This window comes from Psychroflexus sp. ALD_RP9, from assembly GCF_017311165.1.
Classification (GTDB): Bacteria; Bacteroidota; Bacteroidia; order Flavobacteriales; family Flavobacteriaceae; genus Psychroflexus.
This window is the reverse complement of the sequence record NZ_CP062973.1, coordinates 2,047,935-2,070,116: the sequence shown is the minus strand read 5'-3', so window position 1 is coordinate 2,070,116 and position 22,182 is coordinate 2,047,935. Positions and strand designations below refer to the sequence as shown.

Annotated in this window: 22 protein-coding genes; 14 read left to right on the top strand and 8 right to left on the bottom strand. The window is 34.5% G+C overall.

Annotation, left to right across the window (positions count from 1 at the left end; translation table 11 throughout):
• The first annotated feature begins 110 nt into the window (after positions 1–110).
• The 6 genes from IMZ30_RS09795 to IMZ30_RS09770 all read left to right on the top strand — a co-directional run bounded on the left by IMZ30_RS09795 (position 111) and on the right by IMZ30_RS09770 (position 6,715).
• Entirely contained in the window at positions 111–1,859 is a 1,749-nt protein-coding gene (locus IMZ30_RS09795) for a DEAD/DEAH box helicase (RefSeq protein WP_207038126.1), read from the top strand.
• A gap of 68 nt (positions 1,860–1,927) precedes the next feature.
• The gene (locus IMZ30_RS09790) at positions 1,928–2,695 is read left to right on the top strand and encodes a carboxypeptidase-like regulatory domain-containing protein (RefSeq protein WP_207038125.1); all 768 of its coding nucleotides are present in this window, start codon (positions 1,928–1,930) and stop codon (positions 2,693–2,695) included.
• 2 nt (positions 2,696–2,697) lie between these two features.
• On the top strand, positions 2,698–3,381 hold the full coding sequence (locus IMZ30_RS09785) for an SIR2 family NAD-dependent protein deacylase (protein WP_207038124.1): 684 nt from the start codon (positions 2,698–2,700) through the stop codon (positions 3,379–3,381).
• A gap of 78 nt (positions 3,382–3,459) precedes the next feature.
• The gene (gene purB, locus IMZ30_RS09780) at positions 3,460–4,797 is read left to right on the top strand and encodes an adenylosuccinate lyase (protein WP_207038123.1); all 1,338 of its coding nucleotides are present in this window, start codon (positions 3,460–3,462) and stop codon (positions 4,795–4,797) included.
• A complete protein-coding gene (gene menA / locus IMZ30_RS09775) occupies positions 4,797–5,696 on the top strand; it encodes a 1,4-dihydroxy-2-naphthoate octaprenyltransferase (RefSeq protein ID WP_207038122.1) in 900 nt (299 codons plus the stop codon). The genes purB and menA overlap by 1 nt, the downstream gene beginning before the upstream one ends.
• A gap of 137 nt (positions 5,697–5,833) precedes the next feature.
• A complete protein-coding gene (locus IMZ30_RS09770; RefSeq protein ID WP_207038121.1) occupies positions 5,834–6,715 on the top strand; it encodes an SDR family oxidoreductase in 882 nt (293 codons plus the stop codon).
• Here IMZ30_RS09770 and hutH read toward each other — a convergent pair.
• Positions 6,708–8,213, bottom strand: a complete 1,506-nt coding sequence (gene hutH / locus IMZ30_RS09765) for a histidine ammonia-lyase (protein ID WP_207038120.1) — start codon at positions 8,211–8,213, stop codon at positions 6,708–6,710. The two genes, IMZ30_RS09770 and hutH, sit on opposite strands and share 8 nt — an antisense overlap.
• Before the next feature lie 40 nt (positions 8,214–8,253).
• The gene (locus tag IMZ30_RS09760; RefSeq protein WP_207038119.1) at positions 8,254–9,765 is read right to left on the bottom strand and encodes an NAD(P)H-hydrate dehydratase; all 1,512 of its coding nucleotides are present in this window, start codon (positions 9,763–9,765) and stop codon (positions 8,254–8,256) included.
• Positions 9,766–9,880: 115 nt separating this feature from the next.
• Between IMZ30_RS09760 and gcvT the strand changes: the two genes are divergently transcribed.
• The 3 genes from gcvT to IMZ30_RS09745 are packed head-to-tail and all read left to right on the top strand — an operon-like array spanning position 9,881 to position 12,081.
• Positions 9,881–10,963 (top strand): glycine cleavage system aminomethyltransferase GcvT, encoded by a 1,083-nt coding sequence (gene gcvT, locus IMZ30_RS09755; protein WP_207038118.1) that lies wholly within the window; start codon positions 9,881–9,883, stop codon positions 10,961–10,963.
• Entirely contained in the window at positions 10,960–11,793 is an 834-nt protein-coding gene (locus tag IMZ30_RS09750; RefSeq protein WP_317194399.1) for a sugar nucleotide-binding protein, read from the top strand. Before gcvT ends, IMZ30_RS09750 begins: the two co-directional genes overlap by 4 nt.
• A gap of 3 nt (positions 11,794–11,796) precedes the next feature.
• A complete protein-coding gene (locus IMZ30_RS09745; protein ID WP_207038117.1) occupies positions 11,797–12,081 on the top strand; it encodes a 4a-hydroxytetrahydrobiopterin dehydratase in 285 nt (94 codons plus the stop codon).
• Positions 12,082–12,158: 77 nt separating this feature from the next.
• Here the strand turns inward: IMZ30_RS09745 and IMZ30_RS09740 are convergent, their stop codons facing one another.
• From IMZ30_RS09740 to IMZ30_RS09720, 5 genes are read right to left on the bottom strand one after another with little or no spacing between them, the layout of a single operon-like run.
• Positions 12,159–13,334 (bottom strand): TonB-dependent receptor, encoded by a 1,176-nt coding sequence (locus IMZ30_RS09740; protein ID WP_207038116.1) that lies wholly within the window; start codon positions 13,332–13,334, stop codon positions 12,159–12,161.
• A gap of 28 nt (positions 13,335–13,362) precedes the next feature.
• On the bottom strand, positions 13,363–14,052 hold the full coding sequence (locus tag IMZ30_RS09735; protein ID WP_207038115.1) for a hypothetical protein: 690 nt from the start codon (positions 14,050–14,052) through the stop codon (positions 13,363–13,365).
• Entirely contained in the window at positions 14,049–14,609 is a 561-nt protein-coding gene (locus tag IMZ30_RS09730) for an RNA polymerase sigma factor (RefSeq protein ID WP_073192944.1), read from the bottom strand. Before IMZ30_RS09730 ends, IMZ30_RS09735 begins: the two co-directional genes overlap by 4 nt.
• 60 nt (positions 14,610–14,669) lie before the next feature.
• Complete coding sequence (locus IMZ30_RS09725; RefSeq protein WP_207038114.1) at positions 14,670–15,095, bottom strand: c-type cytochrome; 426 nt, start codon at positions 15,093–15,095, stop codon at positions 14,670–14,672.
• A gap of 1 nt (position 15,096) precedes the next feature.
• Entirely contained in the window at positions 15,097–16,203 is a 1,107-nt protein-coding gene (locus IMZ30_RS09720) for a PQQ-dependent sugar dehydrogenase (protein ID WP_207038113.1), read from the bottom strand.
• Positions 16,204–16,377: 174 nt separating this feature from the next.
• Between IMZ30_RS09720 and udk the strand changes: the two genes are divergently transcribed.
• From udk to IMZ30_RS09695, 5 genes are all read left to right on the top strand, one after another.
• Entirely contained in the window at positions 16,378–16,986 is a 609-nt protein-coding gene (gene udk, locus IMZ30_RS09715) for a uridine kinase (RefSeq protein ID WP_207039709.1), read from the top strand.
• A 63-nt stretch (positions 16,987–17,049) separates the two neighbouring features.
• Positions 17,050–17,373: an FtsB family cell division protein gene (locus tag IMZ30_RS09710; RefSeq protein WP_207038112.1), complete on the top strand. Its 324-nt coding sequence runs from the start codon at positions 17,050–17,052 to the stop codon at positions 17,371–17,373.
• 5 nt (positions 17,374–17,378) lie between these two features.
• Positions 17,379–18,758, top strand: a complete 1,380-nt coding sequence (locus IMZ30_RS09705) for a methylmalonyl-CoA mutase subunit beta (RefSeq protein WP_207038111.1) — start codon at positions 17,379–17,381, stop codon at positions 18,756–18,758.
• 15 nt (positions 18,759–18,773) lie between these two features.
• Positions 18,774–20,900: a methylmalonyl-CoA mutase gene (scpA, locus tag IMZ30_RS09700; protein WP_207038110.1), complete on the top strand. Its 2,127-nt coding sequence runs from the start codon at positions 18,774–18,776 to the stop codon at positions 20,898–20,900.
• An 87-nt stretch (positions 20,901–20,987) separates the two neighbouring features.
• Positions 20,988–21,158 (top strand): Lacal_2735 family protein, encoded by a 171-nt coding sequence (locus tag IMZ30_RS09695; RefSeq protein ID WP_207038109.1) that lies wholly within the window; start codon positions 20,988–20,990, stop codon positions 21,156–21,158.
• On the opposite strand, the gene holA is transcribed toward IMZ30_RS09695, so the two are convergent.
• Entirely contained in the window at positions 21,155–22,162 is a 1,008-nt protein-coding gene (gene holA / locus IMZ30_RS09690; RefSeq protein ID WP_207038108.1) for a DNA polymerase III subunit delta, read from the bottom strand. The genes IMZ30_RS09695 and holA overlap by 4 nt on opposite strands.
• Positions 22,163–22,182: the final 20 nt, after the last annotated feature.

Here is a 22,182-nt window from a genome sequence, read left to right as displayed (position 1 = left end):
AAATATAGCATTGAAAAATCAATATATTTAACTTCAAATTAAGGCTTAACCTTACAATAGCTAAATTGTCATATTTAAAACCTATCTTTGCAGCTATTTTTAAAATTTATATGAATACATTTGAATCATTAGGCTTAAGCCAAGAAATCTTAGAAGCAGTAAAAGATATGGGGTTTGAGTCACCAAGTGAAGTACAGGAAAAAACCATTCCTATTTTACTTGAAGAGCCAACTGATATGGTTGCGCTAGCCCAAACAGGTACAGGAAAAACTGCTGCATTCGGCTTTCCATTAATTCAAAACATTAATCTTAATTCCAAAAGCACGCAAGGTTTAATTTTGTCGCCTACTCGCGAGCTTTGTTTACAAATTACAAATGAGTTAAAATCTTATGCTAAGCACTACAAAAGCCTTAACACTGTTGCAGTTTACGGTGGTGCGAGTATCACAGATCAAGCAAAACAAATTAAAAAAGGAGCACAAATTATTGTAGCCACACCTGGACGAATGAAAGATATGATTCGTCGAAACATCATTGATATTTCTAAAATAGATATTTGCATCTTAGATGAAGCTGATGAAATGCTTAACATGGGCTTTTTTGAAGATATCAAAGAAATTTTATCACACTCACCAGCCACAAAAAACACCTGGTTATTTAGTGCAACTATGCCAAAAGAGGTTGCACAAATTGCTAAAAAGTTTATGCATAACCCAAAAGAAGTGACCATTGGTAAGAAAAACGTGTCTACTAAAAATGTTAGTCACGAATATTTTATTGTTGCTGGTCGTGACAGATATAATGCAATGAAGCGTTTGGTAGATGCCAATCCTGATATTTATGCCGTTGTATTTTGTAGAACTAAACGCGATACTCAAAAAGTAGCAGAACGTTTAATAGAAGATGGCTATTCAGCCTCAGCAATTCACGGAGATTTAAGCCAAAATCAACGTGATTTGGTTATGAAAAGCTTCCGATCAAAGTCAATACAAATGCTTGTAGCTACAGACGTAGCAGCCCGAGGAATTGATGTAGACGATATTACACATGTTATCAATTACCAATTACCTGACGAAATTGAAACTTATACACACCGTAGCGGTCGTACAGGTCGTGCAGGTAAAGAAGGTACTTCGATGGTAATTATCACGAAAAGTGAAATACGTAAAATTAAACAAGTTGAACGTATTATTGGGCAAAATTTTGAAGCAAAAGAGTTACCTTCTGGTGATGAGATTTGTAAAGTTCAATTACTACATTTAGCTAAAGAAGTTCACAATACTGAAATCAATCACGATATAGATCCTTATGTCGATCAACTAGAATCTCAATTTGAAGATGTTTCAAAAGAAGATTTGATAAAAAAATTCTTTTCAGTTGAGTTTACACGTTTTCATAATTACTATAAAAACGCCCCTAATCTAGCAAATCCTTCTGAAGATCGCAGTTCTAACAGTGGCGCAAATTATGGTGATGAAACACGATTTTTTATAAATGTCGGTGAAAAAGATGGCTTCAACTGGATGTCTCTAAAAGACTTTTTAAAAGAAACACTTGATTTAGGCCGCGATGCAGTAGCAAGAGTTGACGTTAAAAACACATTTTCATTTTTTAATGTCCCAAACGACGACGTTGAAAAGGTAAAAGCTTTATTTGAAGATTTTAAACTATTTGGCAGACATGTTAATGTTGAAATCACGAAAGATAAAAAGAAATCTGGCGGAGGTTTTAGAGGGAAACGCTCTAACAAGCGTCATTCTAACAGCAAAGGTTCAGGAAAACGTGATTTTAAATCTGGTGGCAGAAATAGAGATCGCAGCGTAAACAAATCAATTGAACGTCGACGCAAAAAACAGTAATTGTTAATTTTATCGAAATCTTAATACGACATATACGTTGCGTATTAAGATTTCTTTATTTTTAAAATATGAAATATTTACGTTACCTTTTAATTATTTTACCATTAGTAAGTTTTAGCCAAGATTCACTAAACGCAAAACTTGAAACAATTAAAGGTACAGTCATGAATGCCGCTAATGACAAGATTCTTGAAAACGTAAATATTATCAACATTAACACCGTTAGAGGCACAGTTACCAATTCAAACGGGCGTTTTAATATAAAAGCGCATGTTAATGATACCTTATATTTTTCTTATTTAGGCTTTAAACCAATTCAAGTTCGTATTACCCAAGATTGGATAGATTTTGGTGATGTTAAAATTAAAATGACAGAGTCTGCAATTGCTCTAGAAGAAGTAAAATTACAAGACATTAAACTTACTGGTTTCTTAGAAATAGACGCAAAAAATATCCCAATTTACGATAATTATAGATATTCAATTTCTGGTACAGAATACGCCTATGAAGGCGGCAATTACCAAAGCTCATCTATTTCTCGAACCATAGATGCCATCTTAAATCCTGCTGATTTGCTTTATCAAGTTTTTGGAAAAAAACCAAAACAGATGAAACGTCTACGTAAAATGAAACAAGATAATGCCATTAGAGACTTACTGCAAGATAAATTTGACCGGGAAACATTATCTGCTGTTTTACAAATCAGCAAAGTTGATATTGTTGACATTTTAAAAAAATGTGACTATTCAGAATCTTTTGTTAGAAGTGCTAACGATTTACAACTACTTGATGCCATCAGCGATTGTTATGAAGAATATAGAGCAGTTAATCGTTAAACATGTTAAATATTTGCGTACTTACAGGAGCTGGTATGAGTGCCGAAAGTGGCGTAAAAACCTTTCGCGACCATGATGGACTTTGGGAAGGCCATGATGTCATGCAAGTGGCAACGCCTGAAGCATTCAAGAAAAATCCTGAACTTGTGCTAGATTTTTATAACCAACGCCGTAAACAACTCAAAAATGTAAAGCCTAACTCAGCCCATTTAGCTTTAGCTCAACTTGAAAATAAATGCCATGTTAATATCATCACGCAAAATGTAGATGATTTACATGAACGTGCAGGTAGCAAAAATATAATTCATCTTCACGGCGAATTAATGAAAGCCAAAAGCAGTATTGATGATAATTTGATTTATAACTGGACAGAAGATATAAAAATTGGAAATACATGTGAAAAAGGCAGCCAACTCAGGCCACATGTCGTTTGGTTTGGTGAAGCTGTACCAATGCTTGAAAAAGCCATAGCTCAGGTTGAAGTTGCCGATATCATTATAGTTGTAGGAACTTCGATGCAAGTTTATCCAGCTGCAAGCTTAATCAATTACAAAAAGCCTGAAACACCAATTTATTTTATCGACCCACAACCACAAATTGAAGCCAACGATAAAATTAGAATATACACTGAAAAAGCCTCAACAGGAGTTCCTAAAGCTATAAAAGACATTTCTAAGCACATTTAAATAAAGCTTATTTCAGTACATTTAAGCTAAAATTTATGCCTAATAATGTATATTTGCGAGCGTCTTAAAATCTTAAACATGACTGCTTTAAACGCTATTTCACCAGTTGACGGACGCTACGCTTCTAAAACTCAAGACCTAAATCAATTTTTCAGTGAGCAGGCCTTAATAAAATATCGTATTCGTGTAGAAATTGAATACTTCATCGGCTTATGCCAATTACCACTACCACAACTCGAAAACTTCGACCATAACTTATTTAACCAACTGCGTGCTATTTATAATAATTTCAACAGTAAAGATGCTGAAGCTGTTAAAGAAATAGAAGCAACCACCAATCATGATGTTAAAGCAGTTGAATACTTTATCAAATCTAAATTTGATGATTTAGGCTTAACAAAATCAAAAGAGTTTATTCATTTTGGATTAACCTCACAAGACATTAACAACACCGCAGTTCCTTTAAGTTTAAAAGATGGTTTAGAACAGGTTTATATTCCTGAATTGAAATCGTTAGTCGAAGCGCTTATGCAAAAATCAAGCGAGTGGAAACATGTTTCTATGCTTGCCAAAACACATGGGCAACCAGCTTCACCTACGCGTTTAGGAAAAGAAATTGAAGTATTTATCGTAAGATTAAAACAGCAAATTAAAACGCTCGAAAAAACACCAATGCCTGCTAAGTTTGGTGGTGCAACTGGCAACTTCAATGCACATCATGTTGCATATCCGAAAATTGATTGGAAGGCGTTTGGACAAAAATTTGTAGAAAAAAGTCTAAATTTAACATATTCTTTTCCGACCACACAAATTGAGCATTATGATTATCTTGCTGCAACTTTTGATGCCCTAAAACGAATCAATACAATTATAATTGACTTAGACCGTGATATTTGGACTTATGTTTCAATGGACTATTTCAAGCAAAAAATTAAAGCAGGTGAAGTTGGTTCTTCAGCAATGCCACATAAGGTAAACCCTATCGATTTTGAAAATTCTGAAGGAAACTTAGGCATTGCCAATGCTTTATATGAACATCTCTCTGCTAAATTACCCATTTCTAGATTACAACGTGATTTAACCGACTCAACTGTTTTAAGAAGCATTGGTATGCCCATCGCTCATAGTTTAATCGCTTTAAAGTCTACAGCTAAAGGATTAGAAAAGTTACTATTAAACGAGTCGAAAATTAATCAAGACTTAGAACAAAATTGGGCTATTGTCGCAGAAGCCATTCAAACCATTTTACGTCGCGAGGCATACAAAAACCCTTATGAAGCTTTAAAAGGTTTAACAAGAACAAACTCAGTAATAAACCAAAAAAGTATTCAAGCTTTTATTGAAACCTTAGAAGTTAGTGATGAAGTTAAGCAAGAATTAAAGCAAATTACACCACAAAATTATACAGGGATTTAATGCAAAAATTTAAAGCTTGGATTTCGGCCGCGAGATTGCGAACCTTACCACTTTCAATAGCTGGTATTTTAATGGGTAGTAGTTTAGCATTTGAACAACAAGCCTTTAAACAAAACATATTTTGGCTTGCTATTTTAACAACACTTAGCTTCCAAATCTTATCTAATTTTGCAAATGATTATGGCGATGGTGTTAAAGGTACCGATAATAATGAGCGACTTGGACCTCAACGTGCTTTACAAAGTGGCGCCTTAACAGATAAAGAGCTTAAACGTGGTATAATTATTAACAGCATTATTGGTTTAATTTTAGCGGTTGCATTAATTTATGAAGCCTTTGGCCAAGAAAATTTTTTAGCCTCGCTCCTATTTTTTGCATTAGGCATTTTAGCAACACTAGCCGCAATTAAATATACTGTTGGAGATACAGCTTATGGCTACAGAGGTTTAGGTGATGTATTTGTATTTGTCTTTTTTGGTTTGGTAGCTGTTTTAGGGAGTCAATATTTAATGACAAATCAATTTTACGCAATTCAATTATTGCCAGCAACAAGTATTGGTCTGTTATCAGCTGCGGTGCTCAATCTCAATAATATTCGCGACGAAAATAGTGATCGCAATTCGAACAAATTCACTTTAGTAGTAAAGCATGGAAAGAAATTTGCTAAAATCTATCACGTAAGCCTCATTTGTATAGCGATACTGAGTTTAGTTTTTTATGGATATTTCCGGTTTGAGAATGATCAATGGTTAAGTTTAATAGGATGTATTCCTTTACTCATTCATTTAAAGAAAGTCGTTAATTATACTAATCCAAAAGACTTAGACCCTGAATTAAAAAAAGTAGCACTAAGTTGTTTTGCAATAGCCTTAATTCATCTTCTAACAAGTATATTTTAATCTAAAGTGATAAAACTCTCAGCTTTAACTTCAACCGAAAATCGACAACAAGATGTAAATTTTTAGTCAACGGAAAAATTACAAACTTCAATCTTAAAGTTTGAAAAAATCGTAACTTGTAATCAAAAGAAAATACAATGGCTTATACTGACAAAATGTTGCGTGAAGACGCTTTAAAAAACACTAATATTATTGTAACTGGTGGTGGTTCTGGACTAGGAAAATCAATGACCAAATACTTTTTAGAACTCGGTGCCAATGTGGTAATTACCTCACGAAATTTAGATAAACTGAAACAAACCGCAAACGACCTTAGTGCTAATGTTGATGCAAAATGTATTCCTTTACAGTGCGATGTAAGACATTACGATCAAGTTGAAAAGATGCTTAAAGAAGCCCATGATGCGCTAGGCTCGATTGATGTTTTACTTAACAATGCCGCTGGTAATTTTATTTCACCAACTGAACGCTTATCAAGTAATGCTTTTGATACCATTATTGATATTGTCTTGAAAGGCACAAAAAATTGTACGCTAGCGCTCGGAAAATACTGGATTGACAAAAAAGAAACCAACAAAAGGGTTCTAAATATTGTAACTACTTATGCGTGGACAGGCTCAGCGTACGTAGTGCCAAGTGCAACTGCTAAAGCTGGTGTTTTAGCCATGACACGATCATTAGCGGTAGAATGGGCAAAATATGGCATTAGATTTAATGCTATTGCGCCAGGACCTTTCCCAACTAAAGGCGCTTGGGATAGACTTTTACCAGGCGAACTAAAAGACAAGTTTGATTTAGCTAAAAAAGTACCACTTAAACGTGTCGGTGACCATCAAGAACTTGCCAATTTAGCTGCCTTTTTAGTCTCTGATTTTTCAGCTTATCTTAATGGTGAAGTAATCACAATTGATGGTGGCGAATGGTTAAAAGGTGCTGGACAGTTTAATTTACTCGATCAAATTCCTGAGCAGATGTGGGACATGCTCGAAGAAATGATAAAAAGTAAAAAGGCTAAATAATCCATTGTGAAGCATCGGTTGATTTACAAAAATTAATCGATGCTTTAATTTCAGCTGCCATAAATTTATCGGCTTTAACTAATGGAACTTTTGTTCTAAACTTTTTAATAAAGTCTTGAATTTCTTCACTGCTCTGAAGTGGTTCTCTAAAATATAAAGCTTGAGAAGCATTAAATAATTCAATAGCTAAAACGGTATAAACATTTTCGACCACCTTTATAAGCTTGGTTGCTGCATTTGCGCCCATACTAACGTGATCTTCTTGACCGTTAGATGACACAATAGAGTCAATCGAAGCTGGAGTACATAATTGTTTATTTTGACTAACAATACTTGCCGCTGTATATTGTGGTATCATAAAACCGCTGTTTAGACCTGGCACATCAACTAGGAAATCTGGTAAATCGCGTAGGCCTGATACTAACTGATATGTTCTTCGCTCTGATATATTTGCGAGTTCAGCCAAAGCAATTGCTAAATAATCTATAGGTAGAGCAATTGGCTGACCGTGAAAATTTCCGCCTGATATTATTTTATTTTCATCAACAAAAATATTAGGATTATCGGTCACCGCATTAATTTCTATTTCAATGGTTTTTTTCACAAACTCGAAAGTATCTTTAGTTGCGCCATGAACTTGCGGGACACATCTAAACGAGTACGGATCTTGAACGTGTTTTTTTTCAGCTAGAGCAATTGGGCTATTTTGGCGGAGTTCTAAAATACGCTGAGCAGTTTTAACTTGGCCTTGATGTGGTCTAACTTGATGAACCAAGGCATCGAATGGTGATAAATTACAATCAAAACCATCCATAGAAACGGCCGAAATTAAATCACCCAAATCAATCAACTTTTTTGTTTCTATTAATGCATATACAGCGTGAGCACTCATAAACTGTGTCCCATTTAGAAGCGCTAAGCCTTCTTTAGATTGTAAATCTAGCGCTTGCAGATGATGAGTTTTTAAAACCTCTTTTGCTTCAACTTTGGTTTTGTTTTCATAAACTTCGCCTTCGCCTAATAAAGGTAAAGACAAATGAGCTAAAGGTGCCAAATCTCCAGATGCACCAAGAGATCCCTGACTATAAACAACAGGAATGATGTTGTGATTATAAAAATAAATAAGTCGCTCAACAACTTCTAAACTAATACCTGAGTGACCATAGCTTAAAGATTGTATTTTTAGCAACAGCATTATTTTGACGATTTCTTGATCAACTAAATCTCCTGTTCCACAAGCATGTGATAAAACTAAATTTCGTTGAAGTTCAGAAAGCTTTTCGTTAGAAATTTGAATATTACAAAGCGATCCAAAACCAGTGTTTATACCATAAAAAGGCTTTTCGTTTATAGCTGAGTTATGGTCTAAATAATGTCTAGCTTTTAAAATTGAAGCCTTAGCGGACTTAGATAACGCCAATTTAAAGTTACCTTGAAGCAAAACTTCAATTTGATCTATACTTAAATGCGCATCGCTGATGTAATGAATTTGAGACATAGGAGTTTAATTTCAAACGATTGCGAAATTAAACATTTTTTTAGTTTTGTTCATACTCAAACTCTTTAAAAGCTCGGCCTATAAAATTTGAAATATCTGATGCTAAAAAACTTTCTTTAGACTCTTGATACAAAGCCAAATCTGCTGTTTTACCGTGTAAATACACACCTAAAATAGCAGCCTTCAAGGGCTCATAACTCTGCGCCATTAAAGCGGTAATAATACCAGATAAGCAATCGCCAGAACCAGCCGTTGCTAAGGCTGGATTTCCTGTAGAGTTTATAAAAACCTGGTCATGATTAACTACTTTGGTAAAGGCTTCTTTTACAACAACAATTACATTATATTTTTGAGAAAAGGCTTTGGTCTTATCTAACATTTCATAACTCGTTTGCCAATCTCCTATCAAGCCTTTTAATTCGCCTATGTGTGGTGTTAAAATAGATTTTGGTGGAATTTGAGGCCGTAAAGCTTCATCTTTAGAAATAACATAAAGCGCATCTGCGTCTAGTAAAACTGGCTTTTGAATATTTTTAAAAACAGTTGAAACAATTTTACTTGCTTCAGCTGTACGTCCTAATCCCATTCCCAAACCTATAGCATCAAAACCTTTCAGGAGTACTTCAGCTAAGTTTAAAGAAAGGTCTTGATCTATATTAGTTGTCATCGCTCCAGGTTGTCGGGTTAATAATATCTGGTTAGTTATGGCGTTAGAATGAACACTCAATTTACCAACACCACTTCTTAAAGCAGTTTCAGCAGATAAAATAACACTACCGTGCATACCAGTATTACCACCTATTAAAAGTGCATGGCCAAAGCTTCCTTTGTGTGAAAATTGTTTTCTTGGTCTATATATTTTGAGCAAATCTTTCTTAGTCAAGTAGTCCCATGATAATGATGCAGTAAAGTTATGGTCTTCAACAAGTCCGATATCTACAATATTAAATTCTCTTAAAAATGCTGCATTTTCAGCAAAGAAAAAACTGAGCTTTGGTGTATGAAATGTTAAACATAAATCGGTTTTAAACCGAACATCTTTAGGTTGATTAGCTTGGTGAGCATACATTCCAGAAGGGACATCAATTGCTATTTTTAAGCCTTTTTTCTGGTTTATATCTTCAATTATAGTTTCAACAAATTTAGGCATCGGACGGTTAAGGCCAAGACCAAAAATACAATCTATATAATTGCGTTGTTTTGATAATTTAATGTCTGTTTGATTTTCATCAATTTCAGTTATCGTAATTTCTTTTGGTAAACGATTATAGTTGATTTGGGCATCTTTAGACAATTGGTTGGCAAACTTTAGCCATAAAACTTCAACCTGATAATGCTGTTGTTTAAGTAATCGAGCAATAGCAAAACCATCTCCAGCATTATTGCCCATGCCGCACAAGACCAAAACAGGTGTCGATAATGGAAGGATAGACCTCAATTTAGCTATAGCATTTTCAGCTGCTTTTTCCATTAAGTCTGTGGAGCTCATACCTTTCGTTATAATGGTTAACTTGTCTAGCTCTGCTAATTGTTGCGGATTATAAATTTTCATAACCAAATTTTAACTTAAACATACGGCTTTTATCGCAACAAATAAAGCTAATCACCGCTTTAAATCACAGTCTAATTCAGCTAAAATTCTAACTTTGCAAAAAAACTTAATACGTATGAAAACAACAGCTTTAAACCATATTCATCATCAACTTGGTGCTAAGATGGTTCCGTTTGCAGGTTATGAAATGCCTGTTTCTTATGAAGGTGTAAATAGTGAACATGAATGTGTTCGAGAACATCTTGGCGTGTTTGATGTATCGCATATGGGCGAGTTTTTTGTTGAAGGTAAACAAGCGCTAGAGCTAATTCAATATATTACAACCAACGATGCTAGTAAATTAATTGATGGCCAAGCTCAATATACATGTATGCCAAATGAAAAAGGTGGTATTGTTGACGATTTGATTATTTACCGCTTTAATGCTCATAAGTTTTTAATGGTAGTTAATGCTTCTAATATTGAAAAAGATTTCAATTGGGTAACTAAGCATAATAACTTTGATGCTGAAGTAATCGATGCTTCAGATGAGTATAGCTTGTTGGCTGTTCAAGGACCCAAAGCTGTTGAAGCCATGCAATCACTTGCAAAAATAGATTTATCAGAAATTAAATTTTACCATTTTGAAGTTGCCAATTTTGCTGGTGTTGAAGATGTTATCATTTCTGGAACAGGTTATACTGGAAGTGGTGGATTTGAAATTTACTTTAAAAATAAACATGCAGAACAAATTTGGAGTCGCGTTTTAGAAGCTGGTAAACCTTATGGCATAAAACCAATCGGTCTTGCAGCCCGTGATACATTACGACTAGAAATGGGTATGTGTTTGTACGGTAATGACATCGATGAGACAACTTCGCCAATAGAAGCTAAATTAGGCTGGATAACAAAATTCACAAAAGACTTTATTAATGCAGAGGCTTTAAAAGCCGAAAAAGAAGCTGGACCTCAACGTAAACTTATCGCTTTTGAATTGACTGAAAAAGGAATTCCGCGTCAAGGTTATGCTATTTTAAATGAAAATGGCGATCCGATTGGCCAAGTGACTTCAGGAACAATGTCTCCAAGTTTAAAAAAAGCAATTGGCATGGGTTATGTTTCAGCTGAATACAGTAAATTCGGAACACCTATACAACTACAAATCCGCAAAAAAACAGTCGCTGGAATAACGGTGAAACCTCCATTTTATAAAAAATAAGCCCTATTAAAGGTGGACAAAAAATATTAATTTTAGGTGTAAGTGGATTTCTCGGTAGCGAACTCTACCGAGAGCTTTATGCCTTTTTTGATGTATATGGCACATACCGCACGCCAGATAAAGATTTACACAACAATAATAAGTTTTTTGAGTGGGATTTTGAGCTCGACTCTATTCACTTTTTACTTTCTGAACTTCAACCCGACTTAATTATTTCTTGCCTAAAAGGTAATTTTGCAGGACAAGTTTATACGCATTTTGAAATTTGTGAGTATCTAGAAAAGTACAATAAAAAGTTGATGTATATTTCATCTGCAAATGTATTTGATGCTTTCACTAATTATCCATCTTATGAGTATGATAAAACCCTTTCGGAAAGTAGTTATGGTCGCTACAAGATCAAGATCGAAAATCGGTTAATGAGATTACCAAATCACCTCTACAACATCATACGCTTACCGATGGTTTATGGTTATAACTCACCTAAAATAAAGGAGTTGAAATTATTACTTGAACTTGATGAAGCCGTTGAAGTTTTCCCAAATGTTGTTATAAATGCCACAACCCATCAAAAATTTACCCAGCAAATGCATTATATCATAAATCAAGATTTAGAAGGCATTTATCACTTAGGTAGTCGCGATTTAATTCACCATAAAGATTTAATTAAAGATATTGGGAAAGCTTTGGGTTACGATCACTTTCTCTTCAAAAACGTTTATAGTTCAAATCGAGATCGTTATATTGCAGTGTTACCTAAAACACATGTTCTCCCCGAACATTTGTACATAAGTATTGAAGACATTATTTACAACTCTGTAAAATTATAAGTTATGCAAACACTCCAAAAAACAGAAATAGAAGCAGCCTTAAATGAACTTGACCAATGGAGTCAAGATGGTAATTTCATTAAGCGTTCGTTTACTTTTGAAAATTTTAAAGAAGCATTTACTTTTATGTCTCGCGTAGCATTTGAAGCTGAAGAATTAACGCATCACCCTAATTGGGACAATGTCTACAACAAGGTTAATATTAGTCTTAATACACATGATGCTGGCGGAATTACCCAAAAAGATATTGATTTAGCTGCACGAATAGATGCAATTGCAAAAAGTTAGCTCAAATTAAAAACGGCTCTAATGAGCCGTTTTTATTAGTCAATCAAGACTTAGCTAACTAAAACAAATGATGAAAATTAATCTATTTCAAATCGCATACCGATTTGAATATTATGCTCGTCAACTGTATTATCACTAAATAAAGGGTTTAAGTTATACTGACCGTAAAGTTGAACATTATCCCAACCGATGTAAGTACTTATACCGTATAAAAAATTATTCGTATTCATATCAGTGCGCTGCTTAACTTTAAAATTATCGCCATTTTCTTTGTATTTAAGTTTTTGGGTGTTTAATAAGTTAAGACCTACAAAACCCCCAAAACCAAACTTAACACCAGGATCTGTAAAATAGGTATATTGGTCTTTTGTGGTTTTCTTTCTAGAATTAGTTAATTCTAAATGTAGAGGAATGATAAGGTTATCCATTCTGAATTTTGACTTATCTAATTCTACTTCAAAAGTTTCTAATACGGTTTGATTGCCATTTTCTACAAAAATCTGATTATCCTGTGGTTTTAATCCATTGAATTGAAACTCTACACCGTAATTAAATCGTAAAAAATTTGAATATTTAAATACACGCGTACTCCAATTCCACCCAAAACTAAAGTAACGACTCCCAGCAAACTTATAGTTTTCATTACCAAAATCATTTTCATTAAAACTGTTATTAAACCCAAAACCAAGAATAAATCGAGAGTCTGTGCGTGATTCTATTTTATATTGTTTGTTTTTAGAAATAGTATCTGAAGATTTAACACCAAATACTAAATTATTTTCACGCTGATCACCATCTTTTATAATACGCTCGTATTTAAAGAATGGTGTAAAATCTAGTTCAATAGTATCTGTATATCGCTTAAGACGATCTAGTGGTAAATTAAGGTCAAGGTTTAAGTCCATTTCACTCAAATCAATTAATTCAACATCGTTTCTAATGGCATATGATAAGTATAATTTGGCGAGTTGTTGTCGCTCTTGTATATTCATAGCTGCGGTTTGTGCCGCTTTTTGTTTCAGTGATTCAGCCTCATTAACAGTAATTTTTTTAGCTTCTAAGTTTTTGTTAATCGCTTTGACTTTTAGTTTTAATTGTTCTTTTTCTTGTGCTTCAATTTTATCCATGAGTTCTTGAACTTCTTGTTGATCTTCAACAGAAAGGCTGTCGAGAACAGTTGTCATTTGGGCGTTTACTGTTACATAACTAGACATAACAAGCACTGTTGCGATATAAAATGCAATTTTAATCATAGGTAATGGTTTTTAAGTTATAAGTATATCAACGTTGAGTAAGTGCCTCTTGCACTTGATTAAATTTAAGTTTTATGGCTGCCCAAACTTTATCCCTGAAATTATCATCTTCTAGCTGTGCATTAACATCTGCTAATAACAATTCTGGTGTAACATGGCTTACAAGCTGTCTTTGTTGCGGCTGAAGCTGCGCTTTTGCTTGTGCTAGTAGACGATCAACTTCGGTTAATTTATCCTTGGGTGCTGAATTTGGCTGTTCTTTAAGTTCTAATTCAATTTCGGCTAAAAGTGAGTTTGCTAAATCTTCAGTGGTTTCAGGAAGATATAAAGATTGCTTATTTAGGGTTTTAACAATTATAAACTTAGAAAAATGTATAGGATTAGACTGTGGAAGCTTTGCTTTAATTAGAATATCTTGAGATTTCAAATGAGAGCTAACGGCTAATACACTTTGGGGAACTGTGTTTGAAGTTGATGCTGGTGAAACGAGCTTTGTTGGTTGAACATCTAAGTTGTTGCTAGGCGAAAACCATAAAGTTTGTAAACTGAAAAATAAAACTAAACCTGCTGCAAGCCCTGCGATAAAATATAGATATGGCCGTTTTTTGCGTTGCGGTGATTGCTCTAAACCTTCAACTACTTTAAACCAAGCATGTTCACTGGGCTGAATTTCACGCTGTTCGATTTTAGATTTAATATGTTGTTCTAAATTTTTCATCCGTTCAATTGCTTTTGATCGTGAAGTAGGTTCATAATCATTTTTTTTGCTTTAGAGAGTTGCGACTTTGAAGTTCCTACACTTATTCCTAAAGTTTCAGCTATAGCTTTATGTGTATAAGATTCAACTACATAAAGGTTAAACACCAGTTTGTAACCACTGGGTAATCGATCAATACAGCTTTGTATTTGGTCTATTTGGGTATAATTTAATGTCTCATCATCAGTTGTAATGGCTAAATGCTCTAGTTCATGAGATGGAAATTCAATAGCCTTCTGTCGCCTTAAAAAATCGATAGCTTCACGTACTAAAATTTGCCTACACCAAGCTGGAAAAGCTTTGTCGTTTGAAGAGAATTGATGAATCTTATTAAAAATTTTCACAAAACTCCGTGACAAAACATCTTCGGCAAACTGAACATCAGCAATGTATAATCTTGCTAAACTCAGTAACTTGGGAGCAAAACGTTTATAAATTTCATGCTGTGCACGACGGTCGTTTTGCTTAGCTCTTGCTATTAGCTTTTCAAGCTTGGTATGTAAATTTATTATTTTCACAAAGCGTCTCTTGTTTATATAGACGCCATAATTTCAAAAAGGGTTGCCTGAAGCTTAAAATTATTTTTTAATAGCTTGAACTTCAGAAAGTGTAACAGGCTTTTTTTGTTTGTTTTCAAAGTTGTTCATGATATAATTCATTACATCAACCACTTCTTGATCACTTAAACCCATTGGCGACATCATATTATTATAAACTTTAGCATTGACTTCAATTTTGCCTTTTAAGCCATATTTTACAGCTTTAATACTCTCAGTTCGTTTTTCGATTAGCCAATTTGATTTTGCTATCGGCGGATAAACACCTGCAACACCTTCGCCATTTGGTAAATGACAGCGCATACAGAAATTATTATAAACGATTTCTCCACGCTTGATGCTCTCGGTGAGTTGGCTTTGCTCAAAGTAATTTATAGAACTACTCTCAGGTTTCCAGAACAATACAGATAAGCACAACAAAAATGAAGAGATTACAACTACTTTCATATTAAGACTTTGGAAGTATTTTTACTAGACCTACACCTTCTACTCCAACATAAATAAAGCCGTCAGGACTTTGTTCTACGCTTCTTACACGACCTATTTTATCGAGTATTTTTTCGCGCTTTACAACTTTATCTCCATCTAACTCTAAATGCTCTAAGTACATGAATTTGAGTGAGCCTACTAGTAAATTAGCGTTTAAATGCGGATATTTGGTTGAGTTTACAAAGGCCATACCGCTAGGCGCAATAGATGGCACCCAATAATGTATTGGCTGCGTCATGCCAGGCTTTTGAGTTTCATCGGTGATACTTGTTCCTGAATAATTAATTCCGTAAGTAACCACTGGCCAACCATAATTGGCCGCTTTTTTAATGATGTTGATTTCATCTCCACCACGTGGCCCATGTTCATGCACCCAAATTTTACCAGTTTGTGGGTGTATTTCCATACCTTGTGGATTTCGGTGTCCATAAGAATAAATAGCCTTCTTGGCATTGTCTTCATTTACAAACGGATTATCGTTTGGAATTCGACCATCTGCATGAAAACGATAAATCTTACCTCCATCACGTGAAATATCTTGAGGGTTTACGTCGCGTTCGCCACGTTCGCCAATTGAAATATAAACATAACCTTGACGGTCAAACTCTATACGACTACCAAAGTGTACGCCTTTAGTGGTGTTTGGTGAAGCTTTATACAAAACTTCAAAATCGGTAAGTTGTGAGCCTGTTAATTGAGCACGTGCAAAAGCAGTGTGACCGCCTTTAGCTTTACCTTCGGTTGAAGCGTAGGTAAAGTAAATCCAAGGTTGCTCTGGATATTCAGGATGTATTTTAACATCTAACAAGCCGCCTTGACCACGATTGTAGACTTCAGGAAATCCGCTTAATTTAGTTGTACTTCCATCATCATATAAATAGACTTCTCCAGATTTATCAGTAATTACAATCCGTCCATCATCAAAAAAATCAAATCCCCAAGGCATATTAACTTGGTCTGTAATAATTTCATATTCATAATCAACTTCAATTGTTGTAATTGATGTATCTTCTTGTGCACAAGCCAATAGACTAAAAGCAAAGCAAAATGATAAAGATAATTTCATATTTAAAATTTTATTAAATGTAATTAAATCTTTAAGTTAGACTACCAAATTAACGAGAGTTTAAACGCAAAAATTAAATAATTCTAAATATTAAGGATTGAATTACTTAATATTATTGACAGATTAATTTTATAATTTCTAGGGCTTGTGTACTTTTACACCAAAAGTGAACGCATGTTAATTATTGGTATTGCTGGTGGTACAGGAAGTGGTAAAACAACAGTTGTAAATCAAATTATAAATGAATTACAGCATGATGAAGTTGATGTAATTTATCAAGATTCTTATTATCAAGACACCTCGCATCTAAGTTTTGAAGAACGTACAAAAATCAATTTCGACCATCCTAAATCAATTGATTTTGATTTACTAGTAGATCATTTAAAAGTTCTAAAATCAGGCCAATCTGTAGAACAACCAGTATATTCATTTAAAGCGCATAACCGAACCCATGAAACCATCACAACGCAACCTCGGAAAGTGATGATTGTTGAGGGAATTTTAATTTTTACACATCCTGACATTCGTAAAATGTTTGATATTAAAATATTTGTACATGCCGACAGCGATGAACGCCTGATGCGACGCCTCAAACGCGATATTAATGAGCGTGGTCGTGACCTTGATGAAGTTATTAACCGCTATAAATCTACCCTTAAACCGATGCATCAACAATTTATAGAACCCACTAAAGAATATGCTGATATTATTATCCCAAACAATCGCTTTAATACGGTAGCTATTGATATTGTTCAAACAATTATTAAAGAACGTTTGGTTTAAATCAAATTTAAAATCTAAATATAGCACACACAGCTTTAGCTTTAATTTTTGTAAATTTATCCCATGAAGTTAAACGAATTAAGACATAAACGCTGGTTTAAATTACTTACCAACAAATATATTTTAACCCTAAGTTTATTTATAATTTGGATGCTATTTATAGACACGAATTCATGGCTAATACATCATGAACTCAACCAAGACATAGAAGAGCTTAAACAAAACAAGCAATACTATATTAATGAAATAGCTAAAGACAAAGCAACCTTTAAAACCCTTAATGACTCCGTAGAAATAGAACGCTTCGCTCGTGAAAATTATTTCATGAAACGTCCCAATGAAGAAGTGTATATTATCGAGTACGAAGATAGTTTACAACAAAACTAAACCACATGGCCGAAAAATTATTTAAAGATTTTGAACCGATAACCTCTAAAGCTTGGAAACAAAAAATTCAAGCCGATTTAAAAGGTGCCGATTATAACGAAAAATTAATTGATCACTCTGACGAAGGTTTTGACGTAAAACCTTTTTATCATCAAGACACGCATCAAAACATAGATTTACCAATTACAGAAGGTTGGCGAATTACAGAAAAAATATATCTCGAAAATTATACCGCTGTTACCAAAATAGTAAATGATGTTACCAATCGCGGCGCCGAATCTCTATGGTTAATTGTCCCGGAAGCCAATACAAAATTATTTGATTTACTAAAAGAAATCGACAACTTACAGGTTCCCGTAATGCTAGAATTTCTTAAACTTGAACAGGAGTTTTTAAAGCATTTAGATGAATTTAGTGCAGAACTGAATATTGATATTCTACTTAACTTTGACCCGATTAAGCAATTGTCATCTCAGGGTGATTGGCAGAAATCTGAAACTGAAGATTTAGCCATCATTCAACAATTTGCACAATTGAAGCATTTAAAGCCACAGCTTTCCATCGATGCGCGATTATTTCAAAATGCTGGTGCCTTAAAATATCAAGAATTAAGCTTCAGTTTAGCGGTGCTTAGCGAATACTTCAACTATTTGAATCATAACCAAGCATTACCAAAAACCATTCAACTTAACCTTATTACTTCAACAGGTTCTAATTACTTTTTTGAAATCGCTAAACTAAAATCCTATCGATTGTTAATCAATAGTTTAGCTAATTCATTTTCAGTAGATGTTACCTTAAAAATAATTGCTGAACCAAGCCAACGTAACAAAACCATATACGATTATAATGTTAATATGCTTCGGACTACAACCGAATGTATGAGTGCTGTGCTTGGTGGTGCCGATTGGGTTAATAATTTAGCTTACGACGAAATTTTTCATAAAACGAATGAATTTGGCGAGCGTATTTCTCGTAACCAATTACTCATTTTAAAACATGAATCTTATTTTGATCAAGTATACAACCCTACAAATGGCAGTTATTACATTGAAGAGTTAACCCAGCAATTAGCTCAAAAAGCCTTAGATGAATTTAAAAACATAGAAAAAAATGATGGCTATTTAAGTGAACTTTTTAAGGGCAACATTACCAAATCTATAGAAGCAAGTGCTAAGAATGAAGAAGAAAAACTACAAAAAACAGCCTTTGTGATGGTTGGTACCAATAAATATGAAAATGCAGATGATCGAATGAAAGCCGATTTGGAGTTATACCCATTTGTAAAAAAGCAACAACGCCAAGTCAAATTTAAACCAATCATCGCCAGAAGACTTGCAGAAAAGATTGAACTGAAACGCCTCGACAAAGAAGCAAATGCCTAAGCCAATTTAGAGACTATGAAAAGAAAAAATATACAAGATATAAAGCTTCAGTTTGAAAACAAAAGTCAAAACAAGTGTAAAAAAACTGCAAAAACTGCTGAAGGTATTCAACTAAAAAACTCTTACTTTAAAAGTGATTTAGACCAAACTGAACACCTTAACTTTGCCGCAGGAATTCCACCTTACTTACGCGGTCCTTACTCGACCATGTATGTAAGTAGGCCTTGGACAATTAGGCAGTACGCTGGTTTTTCTACAGCAGCAGAAAGTAATGCATTTTACCGTAGAAATTTAGCTGCAGGACAAAAGGGACTTTCAGTAGCATTTGATTTGCCAACCCATCGCGGTTATGACTCTGACCATGAACGCGTTGTAGGAGATGTAGGCAAAGCTGGTGTTGCAATCGACTCTATTGAAGATATGAAAGTTTTATTTAACCAAATTCCGCTCGATAAGATGTCTGTATCTATGACCATGAATGGCGCTGTTTTGCCAATTATGGCTTTTTATATTGCAGCTGCCGAGGAATCTGGTGTTGACCAATCTAAACTTTCAGGTACCATTCAAAATGATATTTTGAAAGAATTTATGGTGAGAAATACCTACATCTATCCACCAACACCGTCTATGAAAATCATATCAGATATTTTTGAATATACTTCTCAATTTATGCCTAAGTTTAATAGCATTAGTATTTCAGGATATCATATGCAAGAAGCTGGCGCCACCGCTGATATAGAATTGGCTTACACTTTAGCAGATGGTCTAGAATACATCAAAAAAGGACTTGATGCTGGGATGGATATAGACAGTTTTGCACCGCGCTTATCATTTTTCTGGGGCGTTGGCATGAATCATTTTATGGAAATTGCTAAAATGCGTGCAGCCCGAATGCTATGGGCAAAACTAATTAAGCCATTTAACCCCAACAACCCTAAATCTTTAGCACTTAGGACACATTGCCAAACAAGCGGTTACACCTTAACAGAACAAGACCCATTTAACAATGTAGCTAGAACTTGTATTGAAGCCACTGCAGCAGCTTTTGGTGGCACCCAAAGTTTACATACCAATGCCTTAGACGAAGCTATTGCATTGCCAACCGATTTTTCAGCTAGAATTGCTCGTAATACGCAAATTTACTTGCAAGAAGAAACCCAAATTACCAAAACAGTAGATCCTTGGGCAGGCAGTTATTATGTAGAAAAGCTTACCCATGATATTGCGCACAAAGCTTGGGAACATATTCAAGAAATTGAAGAACTTGGTGGAATGACTAAAGCCATTGAAGCAGGTATCCCAAAATTACGCATAGAACAAGCTGCTGCTAAAAAACAAGCAAAAATAGATAGCGGAAGTGATAAAATTATCGGTGTAAATGCCTACAGATTACCCAAAGAAGATCCTATAGTTACTTTAGAGGTCGATAACCAAAGTGTTAGAAATCAACAACTGCAAAAGCTTGAAACTATAAAAGCACAGCGTGACCAAACAAAGGTACGTCAAGCTTTAGAACAACTTACCAAAGCAGCTAAAGATGGTAAAGAAAATTTATTAACTTGTGCTGTCAAAGCTGCCAAAGTCAGAGCCACATTAGGTGAAATTAGTTTAGCCTTAGAAAAGGTTTACGGTAGACATGAAGCAAAAATACAATCGTTTAGTGGCGTTTATAGCAAAGAAATGAAAGAAGATAGCTCGTTTAGCAAAGCCAAAGCTTTGGCAAATGAATTTGCAGAAAAAGAAGGTCGTAGACCTCGAATTATGATTGCTAAAATGGGGCAAGATGGTCATGACCGTGGTGCAAAGGTAGTAGCCACAGGATATGCAGATGTTGGTTTTGATGTAGATATTGGGCCTTTGTTTCAAACCCCAAAAGAAGCCGCCAAACAAGCCGTTGAAAACGATGTGCATGTTTTAGGAGTTTCATCTTTAGCCGCAGGCCATAAAACCTTAGTGCCGCAAGTTATTAATGAATTAAAATCCCTCGGCCGTGAAGATATCATGGTAATTGTTGGCGGTGTAATACCTTCTGCCGATTATGAATTTTTATTTGAGGCTGGTGCCGTTGCAGTATTTGGCCCTGGAAGCCGAATTAGTGATGCTGCTATTGAAATTTTAGAAGTTTTATTAGATAGCTTTTAAGTTTTATACCAAACCTAATTTAGCGTTAAAGTTGAAGTCATTTTGGCTTCAACTTAACTTAAATCGCTTTACTTTAAACAAAAAGTTATGTTTGGATTATTCAAGAAAAAATCAGAGGCGGAAAAACTAAGAGATAAATACAAGAAACTTCAAAAAGAAGCTTTTGATTTATCTAAAACAAACCGAAAAGCTGCTGACCAAAAAACCGCTGAAGCCGAAGAAGTTGCTAAAAAGCTAGAAGCCCTAAAGAAGAATTAACGCATCAATTTTACCATGAGCTCTTTCAGTAAATCACCTTGTGAGGTTTGGTAACTATCGACACCTTTTGCCATTAAATCTATTTGTTTAATGTGGTGCAAATTTTGTGTTACCTTTTTTAATGGATATTTTTGAGCAGCAGCGACATATTCACTCACGAAATAAGGCGATACACCTAATGCTTTAGCTGCGCTCATTTTAGACTTGTCTTTAAGTGCATGATATTTAGCAATTTTTTGAAAATAGCTAAACAGCTGCCCAGTAGTGACTACTAATGGATTGTTTTTTGGATTTTGAGCAAAGTAATTGATAATTTGGTAGGCCTTAGGTTCATTCTTTAAACCAATTGCCTTGGTTAACTCAAAGTTGTTAAAATCTTTACTAATACCTATATTATCTTCAATAATTTCTGGCGTAATATTTTGACCTTTAGGAATGAGCAACATCAATTTCTCTAACTCTTTAGAAATATGTGCAAGCTTAACCCCCAAAAATTCTACCAGCATAACCGCCGCTTTATGATCTATTGTATATCCCGCAGATGTCATGGTTTGTGAAATCCATTCAGGTACTTGATTGTCGTAAATTGCTGGTGTATCAAAATATACATGGTGTTTTTTTAGTAGTTTAACCACCTTTTTACGCGCATCAGGTTTTTTGTATTTGTAACAAAATACTAAAATACTTGTTTCTTGAGGCTGCTCTAAGTAAGCTTCTAACTGTGCGAGTTGTTTAGAAAGGCTTTGCGCTTCCCTTACAATAATAAGTTGATATTCAGCCATCATCGGGAATCGTTTAGCTAAGCTAATTACTTCATCTATAGAAACATCTTTACCATAAACAATGTTTTGGTTAAAGGCCTTTTCATCTTCGGTAAGTACATGTTGCTCTAAAGCATTTGCAATTAAATCTACAAAATAAGTCTCACGCTCACCCACCAGAAAATAAACCGGCTTAAATTCGCGCTTTTTAATGCTATTTATCAAGGCTTGTGCTTGCTTCATTCGGGTTGCTTAAGTATATT

Coding starts and splice junctions, on each gene's coding strand:
- IMZ30_RS09795 (WP_207038126.1), top strand. CDS start 111: ATGAATACATTTGAATCATTAGGCTTAAGCCAAGAAATCTTAGAAGCA.
- IMZ30_RS09790 (WP_207038125.1), top strand. CDS start 1,928: ATGAAATATTTACGTTACCTTTTAATTATTTTACCATTAGTAAGTTTT.
- IMZ30_RS09785 (WP_207038124.1), top strand. CDS start 2,698: ATGTTAAATATTTGCGTACTTACAGGAGCTGGTATGAGTGCCGAAAGT.
- purB (WP_207038123.1), top strand. CDS start 3,460: ATGACTGCTTTAAACGCTATTTCACCAGTTGACGGACGCTACGCTTCT.
- menA (WP_207038122.1), top strand. CDS start 4,797: ATGCAAAAATTTAAAGCTTGGATTTCGGCCGCGAGATTGCGAACCTTA.
- IMZ30_RS09770 (WP_207038121.1), top strand. CDS start 5,834: ATGGCTTATACTGACAAAATGTTGCGTGAAGACGCTTTAAAAAACACT.
- hutH (WP_207038120.1), bottom strand. CDS start 8,213: ATGTCTCAAATTCATTACATCAGCGATGCGCATTTAAGTATAGATCAA.
- IMZ30_RS09760 (WP_207038119.1), bottom strand. CDS start 9,765: ATGAAAATTTATAATCCGCAACAATTAGCAGAGCTAGACAAGTTAACC.
- gcvT (WP_207038118.1), top strand. CDS start 9,881: ATGAAAACAACAGCTTTAAACCATATTCATCATCAACTTGGTGCTAAG.
- IMZ30_RS09745 (WP_207038117.1), top strand. CDS start 11,797: ATGCAAACACTCCAAAAAACAGAAATAGAAGCAGCCTTAAATGAACTT.
- IMZ30_RS09740 (WP_207038116.1), bottom strand. CDS start 13,334: ATGATTAAAATTGCATTTTATATCGCAACAGTGCTTGTTATGTCTAGT.
- IMZ30_RS09735 (WP_207038115.1), bottom strand. CDS start 14,052: ATGAAAAATTTAGAACAACATATTAAATCTAAAATCGAACAGCGTGAA.
- IMZ30_RS09725 (WP_207038114.1), bottom strand. CDS start 15,095: ATGAAAGTAGTTGTAATCTCTTCATTTTTGTTGTGCTTATCTGTATTG.
- IMZ30_RS09720 (WP_207038113.1), bottom strand. CDS start 16,203: ATGAAATTATCTTTATCATTTTGCTTTGCTTTTAGTCTATTGGCTTGT.
- udk (WP_207039709.1), top strand. CDS start 16,378: ATGTTAATTATTGGTATTGCTGGTGGTACAGGAAGTGGTAAAACAACA.
- IMZ30_RS09710 (WP_207038112.1), top strand. CDS start 17,050: ATGAAGTTAAACGAATTAAGACATAAACGCTGGTTTAAATTACTTACC.
- IMZ30_RS09705 (WP_207038111.1), top strand. CDS start 17,379: ATGGCCGAAAAATTATTTAAAGATTTTGAACCGATAACCTCTAAAGCT.
- scpA (WP_207038110.1), top strand. CDS start 18,774: ATGAAAAGAAAAAATATACAAGATATAAAGCTTCAGTTTGAAAACAAA.
- IMZ30_RS09695 (WP_207038109.1), top strand. CDS start 20,988: ATGTTTGGATTATTCAAGAAAAAATCAGAGGCGGAAAAACTAAGAGAT.
- holA (WP_207038108.1), bottom strand. CDS start 22,162: ATGAAGCAAGCACAAGCCTTGATAAATAGCATTAAAAAGCGCGAATTT.